This window comes from Sphingobium sp. 15-1 (assembly GCF_013375535.1).
Classification (GTDB): domain Bacteria; phylum Pseudomonadota; class Alphaproteobacteria; order Sphingomonadales; family Sphingomonadaceae; genus Sphingobium; species Sphingobium aromaticivastans.
In genome coordinates this window covers 1527553-1542487 of record NZ_JABXJG010000001.1, presented here as the reverse complement: position 1 = coordinate 1542487, position 14935 = coordinate 1527553, and the positions used below count along the sequence as shown (strand labels likewise).

Genomic DNA, 14935 nt, shown 5'->3' with positions numbered 1-14935 from the left:
TCTCCTTTCCCCCGTCAACGGGTCATGCGCTTGGCCGTTCCGCCGCTTTTCCTGCAATCCGCCGCCATCGACGCGCCGCGACGGGGCCGGTCAGCCATGGCCGCGGATCGAAAATTCCGACAGCATCTGCACCAGCGCCGCGCTTCCTTCATCCCCCATTTCCAGGGCGTCGTTCAGGGAGCGCTCCACAATGTCCGCCACGAAATGGGATGGCCCCGCATAGGCGAGCGACCAGGTGACGAAGTGGCGATGGGGCGCGATGCCCGACGCGACTGTCCTCACCTCTTCGTGCCGCCTGTCCCGCAGGATGCTGGCTCTGAGTTCCTCGATCGCGGCCGGCGCGCCCTCCAGATATTGCGCGAAGCGGCGCCCGGTGAACATCAGGGCGCCGGTCACGTCCAGCGAACGGTTGCGGGGGATCGAGATGTGGACGATTTCCTGGATGCTTTCCTCGGCATCGGTCGTGTCCAGTCGGCTTTTGCTAATGTAGGACCATCGTGCAAGCATGGGGCAATGATGCCATCCGTCGCGGAAAAGTAAAGGCGAGGCGCATGGTGGGACTGGAATTGCGCCTCGCCGGTTTGGCGGCCTTTCCCTGCGGAGGAACGACCTTGGACAATATAGGCGGATGAAGGTTAATGCGAAGCTTCCAGGGATTACCGTAGAATTACGTACTCCGTCCACACGGGCGGGTAAGCGCATTATTTTAAGGGATTCCTGAATCTGCGGGAAAACTATATGGCTAAAGAAATAGAACAACTGTCAGAGAAGGCGATGAGGGAGAAACGCCGTCATCCGCGGCAGACGGTCTTCAAGACAGCGTTGCTATACCCGATCGTCGAGGAGGCGAACCTTTCCGTGGAGAATGTGTCGCATGCCGGGCTGAGCGGGCGATGCGCCCTGTCGCTGGGGCTGCACCAGCAGGTTCATGTGAGCTTCGACGAAACCAGCTTCCGGACGGCTGAGGTCCGCTGGATCAACGGGTCCAGATGCGGCCTTCTTCTGGAAGAGGCGTTGCCATGGGTGCCCGGCACGGAACCGGATGCGAATCCGGCGTCGCAGACATATGAACCGCGCGGCCAGCGGCTGACCGTGAATTTTTCGGCCACGCTGGTCACCTCGACCCCCGTTCTGATCGGCACCATCCGCAATCTTTCCGCGGAAGGCATGATGATCGAAATAGCCGGGGTGAGCGAGGGAACGCGGTTGCTGGTGAAGACCCGCGGCCTGGATGTGCGGATGGGGCGGGTGCAATGGTCGAGCGGCGGCATGATCGGCATCTTCTTCGAACCGCGGCGGATGACGGCGAGCTGACGCTGAACGCAAGAAAAGGATCGGCGCCGAAACTATTGAGCGCTTCGCGCGTTAGCGGGAAGAGGGCGGTTTGGGCAATTGGCTATGAACCCTGGATGTCCAGTCTATATTGTCGACCACGACAGCAAGATGCGCCAATATCTGGTGCGCGTCCTGCGGCGGGAGCGGTTTGAGCCCAGGCCCTTTTCCTGCGGCGCCGATTTCATCGAATCGCTTGATTTCCTGGCCCCCGGCATCGCCCTGGTGGAATTGCGCCTGGCCGACATGGACGGCGTGGCCGTTCAGGAGGCGCTTTTGTCCCGGCGGCTGGACATGCCGCTGATCGTGATGACGGCGTCGCCCGACATTCCGACGGCGGTGGACGTCATCAAGCGGGGGGCGGCGGATTTTCTGGAAAAACCCTTTGCAGAAAGCCTGCTTCTGAAGATGCTCGCCCATGTCCGTCCGGTCTTGGAGCGGCGCGTGGAGATCCAGCGGCGGCGGGAGATTGCGGCGGCGCATCTGGAGAGCCTGACGAAAAGGGAATTGGACATCGTTCGGGCGCTCGGGTCCAGCAGGAGCAATCGGGATGTGGCGAACGCGCTGCACATCAGCGTCAGAACGGTCGAGATGCACCGCGCCAGCATCATCAAGAAATTCGGCGTCAAACGATTTTCGGAAATCATCCTCGCTCTGCCGGAGTCCGCTTTGCCTTGAACGTCAATGAGTGAATGCCCGGTCTGCCATCATTCAATGTAATTGGATTGGTAATGACGAAATTTGATGTTTCCGCCCCGTCATTCGGGCGCGGGATTGTCAGGAAAAAATGGACCGATCTCAGAGATTCATCTGACAATCAGACATCGCCTATGTTCAGGCCATGGTTAACATCGGAAAAACCAGAAAAAGATCGTAACTTGAATCATAAGGATTATGACGAATTTTTCAAATCGAAAGAGGAATGCGAAAAGATCATAGATCGCTACAGGAAAATACAGCAGGCCTTCATGTCCGCCGAAAATGAGGGGAAGGTGGATCGCTTATGCTGATGCGCGGAGCCTTGGCCAGTCAGGGCTGATCGGCGCACCATCTGCGACAGGAATCGCTTGTTTTCTGCCGGTGGAGCGTGCGAGTGGCTGCACCGATGCCAAGACGGAAAGACATATGGAGGTGCGGCCTCGTCAAGCAGCCGATCGCGGCGGTCGTCGCGGCGGGCGGCATCAGCGGGCCGGTGAACTGGATCGCGGAGCAGCCGGACTTTCAATTCCTCGCGGACCCGTTCGGCTGGCGGGGCGAGGATGGGCGGCTGCATCTCTTTGCCGAACATTATGACTATCGCACCCGGCACGGGACGATCGAGCGGCTGTTGTTCGATGAGGCGATGCGCCTGCTCGATCGCCGCCCCTGTCTGGTCGAGCCGTGGCATCTTTCCTATCCGCAGGTCTTTGCCGGGGAAGGGGCGACCTGGATGCTGCCGGAGGCGCACCGCTCGGGCGGGTTGACCCTTTACCGCGATCATGGCGGGCTGGTGGACTGGCGGGCGGAATGCCGGATCGCGCTGGATTGCGTGCCGGTCGATGCCAGTATCCTGCGGCATGAGGGGCGCTGGTGGCTATTCTATTCGCCCGCGACCGACAAGCTGACGAAGATCGCGCATCTGCATGTCGCCTGGGCGGATCGTCTGTGCGGGCCGTGGACGGCGCATCCCGGCAATCCGGTGCGGATCGACCGGCGTTCGGCCCGGCCGGGCGGCACGCCGGTGGTGATCGACGGGCGGATCATGCTGCCGGTGCAGGATTGCGCGGTGACCTATGGCGGGGCGATCCGGCCGCTGTGGATCAACCGGTTGGATGAAAGGGCCTTCGCGGCCGAGGCGGGGGAGGCCCTGGGGTTGCCGGACTCGGCAGGGGGCTATCGGGACGGGATGCACACGCTGACCGCCTGCGGCGACATGACCTTGTTCGACGTGAAGCGGGTCGACCGGTCGCTGCGCGGGCTGGTGCTGGACGTCAGGCGCGCGCTTGGCGGATTTGGTTGAGGATCGCGGCCCCCGTGGCGGCGAAGCGCGCCTGCGAGAAGCGGTCGAGCATGTCCCGGCGGGCCGCCTCGCCCATGATGCGCAGGCGGGCAGGATCGGCCAGCATCGTCCTTAGCGCGTCAGCCAGAGCCTCGGGATCGCCGGGCGGCACGGTGAGGCCGGTTTCGCCCTGACGGATGGAGAAGGGCAGTTCCCCTACCGCTGAAGCGACGACCGGCAGGCCTGCGGTCAGCGCTTCATGCGCGGCGATGCAGAAGCCTTCGGAGCGCGAGGGTTGGACATAGAGGTGCAGGCCCGACAGGAAGGCGCGGGGATCGTCGGTATAGCCGGTGAAATGGACCGCCACGCCAGCCGCCCGCGCCAGGCTTTCGAGCCGCTCCCGTTCCGCGCCGTCGCCTGCGATGGAGAGGGTGAAGCTTGCCCCCTTCAACTGCGCCAACGCGGCGATCAGCACGTCATAGCCCTTGACCGGATGGAGGCGGCCCAGCGCGCCGATGCGGACCGTCTCGCCGGGTTGCCAGGGGCGGGCCTGCGGCATGGCGGGATCAGCGGCGAAGATCGGCCAGCATGTCAGCCGATCCTGGGGCACGCCCAGCCGTTCCGCCGTCAGCGCCGTCACCGATTGCGAATCCCCGATCCAGAGCAGGGCGCGGGATGCAAGCAGCCGCATCAACCGCCGGTTCCAGGGCTTCAGAAAGGCGGCATGCTGCCAGCTCACCACCGGCAGGCCCATCGTCGGACCCAGGATCAGGCCCAATATCGTCGCCCGGCTGAGCGAGGTCCAGATATGGGTGGCGCGCCAGTCCAGCAACTGCCGCCGCAACCACAGGGCAGCGGCCAGATGATCGGTCAGGCCGCCCTCGCGCACCGCCGGGTCGAGGCCGGCTTCGACCATGGCGGGCAGGCCGCGCCGGTCGCGGGGGGTGAGGGCGAAGACGCGCACCTCCGCCCCCGCATCGCGCAGCACGCGGGTGATGGCGGGCACTGGCTGCGCCGCGCCGCCGCCCTCGACCGAATTGATGACGTAGGCGATCCTCAATGGGTAAGGCTCCTGCGCCAGACGAGACCCGCCAGCAGCGCGCTTGCCAGCAGCGCTTGCCCCACCGTCTGCACCCCTGCGCCCATCAGGCCCCATTGATGAAGCAGCAGCGGGAGAACCGGCAGGAAGATCAGGCTGGCGAAGAGATTGGCGCTCATCGATAGCGCGGGGAAGCCCATGGCGGAGAGCGCGGAACTGCAAGGCGGGCCGATCACCGCGATCATCCGCGCCGCGATCAGCACGACCATGACGCTGCCCGCGGCCTTGAACGCGGGGCCCGCCAGCAGCGTGACGATGGGTATGGGAAAGATCGCGGCGATGACCACCACCGGCGCGGCGGCGGCCAGCGCGATGCCGATCACCCGGCGCAATGTCCGGCGCAGCGGCGCGCCGCCTTGCCCGGCGGCGACCATGCGGGCGAGTTCGGCATAGGCGGTGTTGCCCAATATCTGCGCGGGCTGGGCGATGATGACGGTGGCGCGCTGGGCGACGGCGAACAGGCCCGCCATGGCTGGTCCCAACACCCAGCCGACGATCAGCGGCGCGATCCGCCCCGCCAGTTCGCTCAAGGTGACGTCGGCGTTGCTCGCCACCAGGAAGCGCCAGATGCCCGGATTGTCCTGCACCGCGCTGCCGCGCTCGGGGTGGCGCAGGGTCGCGCCCAGCCTGTTGAGGGCGCAGATCAGGCCCATGCCCCATAGCACCGCGAACTCGGCCAGCGCGGCCGCCAGCCAGGCGCAGAGGAAACCCTTCAACCCCCAGCCCAATTGCCACGCCAGCGTCGCGCCGGTCAAGCGCACCAGCGGCTGCACCATATTGTGCAGGCCGATCAAATCGAAGCGGTCGATCAGTTGCAGATAGCCCGCCGGAGCCGAGCGCACCGACCCCAGCACCGCGAAGCTGTAGGGAATCGCGAACGCGACCGTTTCCGGCGGCCAGCCCAGATGCGGCCCGACCAGCGGCGCCAGCGCCATGGCCGCGATGATCGCCGCCGCCCCGCCCAGCAGTTCGACCGTCGTGCCGAAGCGCAGCAGCCGGGCGAGGCGATGCGGCGCATCCTCCGTGCTCGCTTCGGCGCCATAGCGGACGATGGCCTGCCAGGCGGGAAATTCAACGATGCCGACCACCGCCGTCACATAGCCATGGACCAGCACCAATATGCCATAATCGCGCGGCCCCAATGCCCGCGCCGCGATGATGAGGTAGACAAGGCTGATCAGCCCGGCGCCGGCCTTTCCGCCCAGCACCAGTCCCAGCCCCTTGAAGATTCGCCCTGTGATTCCGGCCCGTTCCGTCATGCGATAGTGGAAGACCAGTCTTTCCGTCGCAAGGCAATGCCCATGCTGTTGCGGGCGGCGAGGCGCCGGCCCAGAAAGCGGTAGAAATACCAGTTCATCGCGGCGCGTGGGGCATAGCGGTAGAGCAGCCGCTCGCCCCGCGTCCAACTGACGGCCTTGCGCGAGGCGCGCCGGTCGGAGGGAAAGCAGACATGGCCGGGATGATAGAGGGTCCGGCCATGCGCCATCACGCGATGGACGATCTCATGATCCTCCAGCACATAGGGCCAGCGTGTCGCATCGAACCCGCCCGCTGCGCGCAGGGCGCTGGCGCGGAAGGCCTGGGCATAGCCGCCCGCATGGCATTTGGCGGCGAAGCGGCGGCTCTTGCGCAGGATGAAGGCGATGCGTTGCTGCGATTCCACCGTGTCCTGGGGGGCGTAGAGATCGATAGCCATGACGGCGGCGGCCCTTGGGTCGCTGTCGAACAGGGCGATGATGCGCTTCACATAATCGGGGGGATAGTGGGTGTCGGCATCGCAAATGGCGACCAGCGGCGTGTCGACCCAGCTTAGCCCCATGGCCATGGCGTGAATCTTGCCCGGCGTCGGGCAGGGGAGGATGGTGGCGCGCTGGCCCAACGGCGCGGCGTGGATGGCGGCCTCCGCCGTCCCGCTGTCGGTCGATCCATTGTCGACCAGCAGCAGGCGAAAACGCTGGTCGCTTTGCGCGGCCAGGCTGTCGATGGTGGCGCCGATCCACCCTTGCTCATTGAAGAAGGGCAGGATGATGGTGAGCAGCGGCATCAGGCGGCTCGGACCGGTGGCAGATGGACGACCTTGGCCCGCCTGTCGGTGAGTTCAGCGATCACGGCGGCTGCGCGCTCTGACGAAGGGCGGCCGTCCAGGTCGAAGCTCTCCGCGAACAATCTTTCCTGGATCGGGCGGTAATGGCTTTCGTGCAGATCCTTCGCCCGCTCCAGCGCCGGGCCGAGTTCGCGGGGACTGGAAATCACCTCGCCCGCCTGCCAGTGCGCGAAATTGGGGTCGCCCTGCCAGTCGATGCCATGGCTGTTGAGGAAGATGCAGGGCTGGGGCCGCAGCAGAAATTCATAGACCTGGCTGCTGGCGTCACCCAGATAGAGGTCGGCCAGCAAGGTGTAGCTCATGTCGGTCGAGGCGCGGCTGCCCAGGTCGATATGGATGTTGTCGCCGTGCAGATAGCGCTGGTCGATCGAACCCGCCCGGTTAACGGTCAGCCTGTCGATGGTGACGACGAAGGGCCGTTCGAACAGCATGACATGCGGCGCGAAGATCAGCTCCCGCTCGTCATGCCGCAGGAAATGGTCCAGCACCTGCCGGCCATGGCAGTACCATGAGGACAGATGCGGCGAGCAATGCGGGTTGTAGAGGGTGATCGGCCGTTCGCGGAAGAAGCTTTGGCTGCGTCCGGCCTGACGGACCATGTCGAACTTGGGATAGCCGACGATGCTGATCGCGTTGGGTTCCACCCCCGCTTCGGCAATTAATCGGCGGCGGATCTTCTCGCCGGAACAGAGGACATGGTCGAAACCGGCGCTGGCCTTGTCGAAGCCGATGGCCCGGTCCCCGGCGCCGTGGCGGGTGTGCACCATGAAGAGATTGTCGAGGCCATAGCGCGTCTTGAGCAGCAGCGAGGTCTTTTCCGCAACGATCAGCATGTCGAGACTGCGGAAAAAATCCAGATTGTCGCGATAGAAGAGCAGCTTGGCCGCAGGGAGCAGCTTGCCCAGCAGCCCCGCAATGCGTTCCGAACGGGGCGTCAGGGAAAGCCGGACATGCTGGATCGACGAACCCAGCATCGGCCCGGCCAGCCGCTGCACCTCGGCCGCCAGCCGGTCGTTGGTGGTGGCGACGATGATCTCGCCGGGAAAGCCGCCGCTGGCCAGAGCCATGGCGATCGGCAAGCTATGGGCGACCTGATGAATCTGGTCGTGGTTGAACAGAAATCCAATGCGCATGGGACGACGACGCCACGCCCCGGCCGTCGCCGCAGTTGCAATTCGTCCCGCGTGAAATTTTTTCGGTCAGGCGGCTGTGTCCCGACATCGCAATGTCGCGATGGAGGCGAGCATCATCACGCCTGCAGCGAAAGCCATGGTCCAGATCGGCTCGGTCGGGAAGAAATGCCGCATGATCGTGCCCATCACGGTCGCGACCAGCAGTTGCGGGATCACCACGAAGGCGTTGAACAGGCCCATATAGATGCCGAGCTTCGCCTGCGGCACGCTGGAGGCGAGCATGGCATAGGGCATGGCGAGGGTGGAGGCCCAGGCGATGCCGATGGCGACTTCCGACAGCAGCAGGGCTTGCGCATCACGCAGGAACAGGAAGGAGAGGAAGCCCAGCGCGCCGAGCATCAGAGCGATCGCATGGGTCTGCGCCTGGCCGATGCGGCGGGCGAGCGGTTGGAGCAGGAAGGGCGCGGCGAAGGCGGCGACGCCATTATAGGTGGCGAAGAGGATGCCGACCCAGTTTCCGCCTTCATTATAGGCTGCGTTCGCCGGATCTGCGGAGCCGAAGACATATTGGGCGACGACCGGCGTGGTGTATATCCACATGATGAACAGCGCCGACCAGGTGAAGAACTGGACGAGCGCCAGGCGCTTCATCATGTCGGGCATGGCCGCGAAATTGCCGACGACATGGGTGAGCAGATTATCGCTGCGGCCTTGCCTTTGCAGCCAGCGCGCCGCCATCCGCGCCGCGCCATAGGTGGCGAGCAGGCCGCCAAGCAGATAGAGTTCCTTCTCCAGCGCCCAGAGACGGACGAACGCGACGACCGCCAGTCCGGCTACGATCCAGAGCGGGCCGCCGGAAGGGACGGGCGGCGCAGTGACCGCTCCGGATTTTTCTTCTATTGGCTCGAAGCGGGCCATCTGTTCGGGCGAATATTCGCGGGTTGTTAGAACGGTCCACAGCACGGCGAGAAACAGTGCCGCGCCGCCGATATAAAAGCTGATCCTGACCGTATCGGGAATGCCCGAACCGACCGCGACATTGGCGACGCCCAGCCGGTCCAGCAGCCATGGCGTGGACGAGCCGATGACCGCCCCCGCACCGATGAAGGCGGTCTGGAGCGCATAGCCTGCCATATGCTGCTCCTTCGCCAGCATGTCCCCGACAAAGGCGCGGAACGGCTCCATCGAAACGTTGAGCGAGGCGTCCAGCACCCACAGCATCATCGCGGCGGCCAGCAGGCTGGGCGCATTGGGCATGCCGAACAGCGCCAGCGCCGCGAACAGCGCTCCCGCGAAGAAATAAGGCCGCCGCCGCCCGAAGCGGCACCATGTCCTGTCGCTATAATGGCCGATGATCGGCTGGACCAGCAGCCCGGTCAGCGGCGCCGCGATCCACAGCAGCGCCAGATCGTCCAGGCTTTCGCCCAGCGACTGGAAGATGCGGCTCATATTGGCGTTTTGCAGGGCAAAGCCGATCTGAATGCCGAAAAAGCCGAAGCTGATGTTCCACAGGCCCCAGAAGCCTTGGCGGGGGCGGGAATTAGAAGCCAGATTATCGTGCGGTTGATCCATGCATCCTCAGCCTATTCGCACATATGGTCCATCCCGTGTTCCTGCCTTCGCAGGAACACGATTCACTATCGGGTCTTCCCACCCCTTGCCACAAAGCGGATCGCTTCACCCCCACCCGGCGCCAGATCGATGCGCAGCACATCGCCCTTCTTCACAGCCTTCTTCTCGATCACGATGGCATGGCGCGCCTCGGTGCGATAGTCCGCGCCCGGCCCATCCCGATAAATCTCCGCCACATAAGATCGCCCGGCATCCAGAAAGTCGAGCTTCGCCTGGCTCGACCGCGCTTCCTCATCCCCGATCGCGCCCAGATACCAGTCATTGCTGCCCTTGGCCTTGCGCGCGATGGTGACATAATCGCCCACCTCGCCGTTCAGCACGCGGGTATCGGACCAGTCGGTCGGCACATCTTTGATGAACTGGAACGGCCCCGGATATTTGGCGTAGTTCTCCGGCGTATCCGCCGCCATCACGAAGGGCGAGTACAGCACGACATAAAGCGCCAACTGCTTGGCGACGGTCGACTGGATCGCGCTCCCCTCCGACCCGGAAAGGCTGAGAACGCCCGGCGTGAAGTCCATCGGCCCGCCCAGCAACTGGGTGAAGACGAGGTTCGCCTCATGCTCCGGCGGGTTCTTGCCACCGATCCAGGCATTATATTCCATGCCGCGCCCGCCCTCGCGCGCCACCCAATTGGGGTAGGTGCGGCGCAGGCCCGTATCCTTCACCGGCTCATGGCTGTCGATGCTGACCTTGTACTTGGCGGCAGTCTGCACGACGCGGAGATAGTGGTTCACCATCCACTGCCCTTCATGCCATTCGCGATGCTGGGAGCCGTCGGGATCGACCCGCTCGATCTGCCCGGCGTCGGTGACATAGCCGGTCTTCACCACCCGCTCGCCATGGTCGGCGGCCCATTTGAACGCGCTGTCGATCTGCCCGTCATAATGGCTGGCCGATCCGCCCGTTTCATGATGGCCGATCAGCGTCACGCCCTTCGACTTGGCATAGGCCGCCAAAGCATCGGCATCGAAATCTTCAGTCGGCTGCGAGAAATTCATATCCTTGCCATTGCCGAACCAGTGGCCGTCCCAGCCGACATTCCATCCCTCGACCAGCACGGCGGGGATGCCGTTGGCGGCGGCGAAGTCGATATAGCGACGGACATTGGCCGTGGTCGCGCCATGTTTCGGTCCGCGTGCCCAGCTCCAGTCGCCCTTGATCATGTTCCACCACACGCCGACGAACTTGCCGGGCTTGATCCAGCCCGACACGTCGCCCAGCCTGTTCGGCTCATTCAGGTTCAGGATCATATGGTTCATGTACAGCCCAGCCGCATCGTCCGCGATGGCGATGGTGCGCCATGGCGTCGAGAAACCGGCGTCGCGTGACACTTTGGGCGCACCGGAACCCGGCGTCAGCGCAGCGCGGAAAATATTGCCCTGCGCCCGCGCCAGGTTCATCCCCGCATAGTCCACCAAAGCCGCCTCATGCAGCGCGACATGGGTGCCGCTGGCGAGCTTCACCGTCATCACCGTCTGCGCGGTGCCGACCGCATCGAGTGGCGTCCTGTTATAGAGATATTCCTCACGGTTCCATTCGAAGGCGGGTTTCCACCAGGCGGTGCCGTTTTCGGCAAAGGCAAACTGGGTCAGTTCCTCCGCGATATTGGCGTGATGCAGATGGGCCTGATCGGGCAGCGTGTAGCGGAAGGCCACGCCATCGTCGAACAGGCGGAAGGTCACATCCATCTCGCGCTGAAGATCGCTCTTCTCGCGGAAGGCGAGGCGGATTTCATTGTGATTGTCGCGGATGCTGGACCATTCGCCCCAGGGTTGGGTCCATGTCGTGTCGTTCTTGCCCGTCTTGCTGTCGGCCAGCGTCAGGTTGCGCTCGATCTTCGGCGCGTCGGTGAACAGGAAGCCGAGACGGCTGTCCGCGATCAGCGCCTTGCCGTCGCGCTGCACGGCGTAGCTGGGGCGGCCTTCATTATCGAGGCTGACGGTCAGCGTAATGCGGCCATCGGGCGAGGCGGCCTTCGCGACCACATCGGCGCGGGCAGCCACCGGGACCAGCGAAAGCGCAAGAAGCGGCAAGGCGAGCGCGGTCAGTTTCTTCATGGGGTGTTCCTTTAAGACTCGTGCCACTTTATCTGAGCCGTGTTCCTGCGAAGGCAGGAACCCAGTTCTGACGGCGGGACTGGGCTCTCGCGAGCCACTCGTCTCACTCGAGTGCCTTCGCAGGAGCACGTTATGCGCTGTTTTTAGACCTGCACGACAAGGCCGGAAGCTGCGGGGAAATGCCATCCTTCGACTCCGCCGGTCGACAGTAACGGCTTCCAGCGTTCAGCCTCACTCGGCGTCCAAACCACAGGCTCGTTCCCAAGGTTGAACACGCACAGCAACCGCTCGCCCTCATGCTCCCGCTCGAACGCCAGCAATTCCCCCGGCGTCTCCAGAAAATCGATCGCTCCCACGCGCAGCGCGGGCGACCCGTTGCGCAACGCCAGCACCCGCCGCGTCCAGTGCAGCAGCGAATCCGCATCCGCCTCCTGCACATCCACGGCGAGTGCGCGATGCGTTTCCCCGATCGGCAACCACGGCTTCGCCTCCGAAAAGCCCAGATAGGGGGCATCCGCCCGCCACGGCATCGGCGTTCGCGCCCCGTCGCGGGAAAGCGTCAGCGGCCAGTTGGCGATGGCCTCGGGGTCCTGCAAATCCTCGAACGCGATGTCGACCTGCGGCAGCCCCAGTTCCTCGCCATAATAGAGGAAGATATTGCCGCGCAGGCAGGCGAGCAGCAGCATCTTCATCCGGCAATAGGCGTCCGGGTCCACCCCCTTGGCCCAGCGCGACACCGCACGCGGCGCGTCATGATTTTCGAACGCCCAGCTCGGCCAGCCCTCATCGGTTTCGGCAGGCCATTTGACGAGCGCTGTCCTCAGAAACTCGGCGGTCAGTTCCGGCGCATAGAGAAAGTCGAATCCATAAGCCGTATTCAGCCTGCCATCACCCTGCGTGAAGGCCTTCATCTCCGTATCGCTGTCCGCCCCACCGACTTCGGCCACGGTGAAGCGATCCTGATATTCATCGAACACTTGTCGCACTTTTTCCAGGAACAGCGGAATGTCTGGATGGCTCTGGCTGTACTTCTTGATCTGGAAGTCGAACGGCCGTGTCCTTACCTTGCCATCCTCCGGCGCGGGCGGATTGTCGCGCAGCCTGGGGTCGTGCATCGAATGGTTGATGGCATCGATGCGGAAACCGTCCACGCCCCGGTCCAGCCAGAAGCGGATGATGTCGAACACGCTGTCCTGCACTTGCGGATGATGCAGATGCAGTTGCGGCTGCTGCGCCAGGAACTGGTGCATATAATATTGCCCGCGCCGCGCATCCCAGGTCCAGGCCGGGCCGCCGAACACCGATTGCCAATTGTTGGGCGGGGAACCATCCGGCTTGGGATCGGCCCAGACATACCAGTCCGCCTTGGGATTGTCGCGGCTGGAGCGGCTTTCGATGAACCAGTGATGCTCCTCCGACGTATGCGCCCAGACCTGATCGACGATGATGCGCAGGCCCAGCTCATGCGCCCGCGCCGCCAGCGCGTCGAAATCCTCCAGCGTACCGAAGATCGGATCGACGTCGCAATAATCCGACACGTCATAGCCGAAATCGCGCATCGGGCTCTTGAAGAAGGGGGACAGCCAGATCGCGTCCACGCCGAGCGACGCCACATAGGGCAGATGGGCGGTGATGCCCTTCAGGTCGCCAATGCCGTCGCCATTGGAGTCGGCAAAGCTGCGGGGATAAATCTGGTAGATGGCGGCGCCGCGCCACCAGGGGAGGGTCGTGTCGGTCATTGGGGTACGGCACTCCGGACAGCGCAGACGCTGTAGCTGAGAGGGGGGAGGGAGACGGCGATGCTGCCGGGGGCGGAGGCGCTTGCGGCGCATTCGGCTCCGGCCAATGTGGTGAAACGGTCGGACCGCGTATCGACCTCGACCTGCGCCTTGACCGGCGCGATGGACGTGTTGAAGGCGATCAATGTTTCCGCCCCGCTGTCGGGATCGAAACGGGAGAGGGCGAACAGGCCCGGCTGGTCGCCCCGCGCCCGGATGACCTCCCGGCCGCGCCGCAACGCCGGATGGGCGGTGCGCAGACGGGCCAGGGCGGCGATCTCCCGATAAAGCGGATGGCCGGTATCGAAGCGCGGCGTCGCCGTGGTGGCGCCGGTCCCCAGCAGGCGATTGTCGTTATAGCTCGCGACCCGGCTGCCGAACATATCCTCTCGCGCATCCTGATCGCCGCCGTCCCCGACAAAGCCCTGTTCATCGCCATAATAGATGGTCGGCACGCCGCGCATCGTCAGCAGCATGGCGTTGGCCAGCATCACCCGGCGCAACACCTCCTCGTCGTTCGCCTGCGGGAAAGCCTTGCGCACGAAGGTGGCGAACCGCCCGGCATCATGATTGCTTACGAAGGTCGGCAATTGCCGCGCCGTCGCCTCGCCATCGCGATAGAGCGCGTCCCCGGCCAGCATCCGCTCCCAGATCGCCGTCGCGCCTTGGCCCGCGACCGTCTCCAGCGCCGCTTGCCGGAAGGCGAAGTCCAGCACCGCGGGAAAGCCGCCCTCCTTCGTATGCCAGGCGAGCGGCCCGGCATCGACCGTCTCGACATAGACTTCCCCGAAAATATGGAAATTCGGGATGCCCTTCGCCCTGGCGCGGGCCTGCATCGCGAGAACGAACATCTGCCAGAAATGCGGATCGACATGCTTTGCCGTATCCACCCGGAAGCCATCCACGCCGAAACGGTCGATCCAGCCGCCGAAAATCTCGATCATGCCCGCGATCACCCGCGGATTCTCGGTCATCAGGTCGTCCAGCCCCGCAAAGTCCCCCATGGTTGCGCTCTCGCCCAAATAGGTCGTTTCCCCGCGATTATGATAATAAATCGGATCGTTGAGCCAAGCCGGGTTTTTGACCCGATCCTCGCCCTTGGGCACATAAGGGGTATAGGCATAGGAGGGATCGGTCAGCCTGGCGAAATTCGCCTCGCCATGGTCCTGATCGCCCGTGAAGCCCGCGTTGATCGCCTTGCCGCCGACGCCGTCCTGCCGCTGATAGGGATAGTCGGCCCGCGAACGATAGGGGCATGTTGTGTCCGCATTTGTGCTTGGGCACTCGCGATAGCGGATCACATCCGCCGTATGATTGGCGATGATGTCCATATAGACCTTCATCCCCCGGCGATGCGCGGCCTCCACCAGCGCCGCGAAATCGGCGTCGGTGCCGAAATGCGGATCGACATGGGTGAAGTCGGTGATCCAGTAACCGTGATAGCCCGCGCTTTCCTGCCCCTTCGGCCCCTGCACCGGCTTGTTGCGGAAGATCGGTCCGACCCAGATGGCGGTCGCGCCCAGCCCCTGAATATAGTCGAGCCGCCGGATCAGCCCTTTCAGGTCGCCGCCATGATAGAAACCCTTGGAAGCGGGATCATAGCCGGTGACGAGCCGGTCGCCCTGAAACCCGCCCTTGTTGTTGGCCGGGTCGCCATTGTCGAACCGGTCGGGAAGCAGGAAATAGATGACCTCATCCTCCGGCAACCTTGCCCGGAAATCGGAGGGCTGGGCGCTCGACAGGGCAGGGAGGGCAAATGCAGCCAGCGCGGCAAACAGCATCGCTTTCCTTCCACGCATGGCGTTTCCTCCCTTCGCCT

Annotated in this window: 13 protein-coding genes; 4 read left to right on the top strand and 9 right to left on the bottom strand. The window is 64.1% G+C overall.

The annotated features are described in order from the left end of the window. Positions 1-90 precede the first annotated feature (90 nt). Complete coding sequence (locus HUK72_RS07250; protein WP_176596186.1) at positions 91-507, bottom strand: BLUF domain-containing protein; 417 nt, start codon at positions 505-507, stop codon at positions 91-93. 267 nt (positions 508-774) lie between these two features. On the opposite strand from HUK72_RS07250, the gene HUK72_RS07245 reads away from it, so the two are divergent. From HUK72_RS07245 to HUK72_RS07230, 4 genes are all read left to right on the top strand, one after another. Beyond that, entirely contained in the window at positions 775-1314 is a 540-nt protein-coding gene (locus tag HUK72_RS07245; protein WP_255325636.1) for a PilZ domain-containing protein, read from the top strand. An 84-nt stretch (positions 1315-1398) separates the two neighbouring features. Beyond that, positions 1399-2010 carry a response regulator transcription factor gene (locus HUK72_RS07240; protein WP_176596184.1) on the top strand — a complete coding sequence of 204 codons (612 nt, stop codon included), beginning with the start codon at positions 1399-1401 and terminating at the stop codon, positions 2008-2010. 53 nt (positions 2011-2063) lie between these two features. Continuing rightward, entirely contained in the window at positions 2064-2342 is a 279-nt protein-coding gene (locus tag HUK72_RS07235; RefSeq protein WP_176596183.1) for a hypothetical protein, read from the top strand. Between the two features lie 95 nt (positions 2343-2437). After that, positions 2438-3331, top strand: a complete 894-nt coding sequence (locus HUK72_RS07230) for a formyl transferase (RefSeq protein ID WP_176596182.1) — start codon at positions 2438-2440, stop codon at positions 3329-3331. Here HUK72_RS07230 and HUK72_RS07225 read toward each other — a convergent pair. The 8 genes from HUK72_RS07225 to HUK72_RS07190 all read right to left on the bottom strand — a co-directional run bounded on the left by HUK72_RS07225 (position 3303) and on the right by HUK72_RS07190 (position 14915). Then, on the bottom strand, positions 3303-4370 hold the full coding sequence (locus HUK72_RS07225; protein WP_255325635.1) for a glycosyltransferase family 4 protein: 1068 nt from the start codon (positions 4368-4370) through the stop codon (positions 3303-3305). The genes HUK72_RS07230 and HUK72_RS07225 overlap by 29 nt on opposite strands. Further along, on the bottom strand, positions 4367-5668 hold the full coding sequence (locus tag HUK72_RS07220; RefSeq protein ID WP_176596180.1) for a lipopolysaccharide biosynthesis protein: 1302 nt from the start codon (positions 5666-5668) through the stop codon (positions 4367-4369). The genes HUK72_RS07225 and HUK72_RS07220 overlap by 4 nt, the downstream gene beginning before the upstream one ends. Beyond that, the gene (locus HUK72_RS07215; protein WP_176596179.1) at positions 5665-6453 is read right to left on the bottom strand and encodes a glycosyltransferase family 2 protein; all 789 of its coding nucleotides are present in this window, start codon (positions 6451-6453) and stop codon (positions 5665-5667) included. Before HUK72_RS07215 ends, HUK72_RS07220 begins: the two co-directional genes overlap by 4 nt. Continuing rightward, on the bottom strand, positions 6453-7646 hold the full coding sequence (locus tag HUK72_RS07210; RefSeq protein WP_176596178.1) for a hypothetical protein: 1194 nt from the start codon (positions 7644-7646) through the stop codon (positions 6453-6455). The genes HUK72_RS07215 and HUK72_RS07210 overlap by 1 nt, the downstream gene beginning before the upstream one ends. 66 nt (positions 7647-7712) lie before the next feature. Beyond that, complete coding sequence (locus tag HUK72_RS07205) at positions 7713-9218, bottom strand: MFS transporter (protein ID WP_176596177.1); 1506 nt, start codon at positions 9216-9218, stop codon at positions 7713-7715. Positions 9219-9283: 65 nt separating this feature from the next. Continuing rightward, positions 9284-11338: a glycoside hydrolase family 97 protein gene (locus tag HUK72_RS07200; RefSeq protein WP_176596176.1), complete on the bottom strand. Its 2055-nt coding sequence runs from the start codon at positions 11336-11338 to the stop codon at positions 9284-9286. A gap of 143 nt (positions 11339-11481) precedes the next feature. Continuing rightward, entirely contained in the window at positions 11482-13077 is a 1596-nt protein-coding gene (locus HUK72_RS07195; protein WP_176596175.1) for an alpha-glucosidase family protein, read from the bottom strand. Next, positions 13074-14915, bottom strand: coding sequence for an alpha-amylase family glycosyl hydrolase (locus HUK72_RS07190; RefSeq protein ID WP_255325634.1), 1842 nt, complete (start codon positions 14913-14915; stop codon positions 13074-13076). The genes HUK72_RS07195 and HUK72_RS07190 overlap by 4 nt, the downstream gene beginning before the upstream one ends. Between the last annotated feature and the right edge of the window lie 20 nt (positions 14916-14935).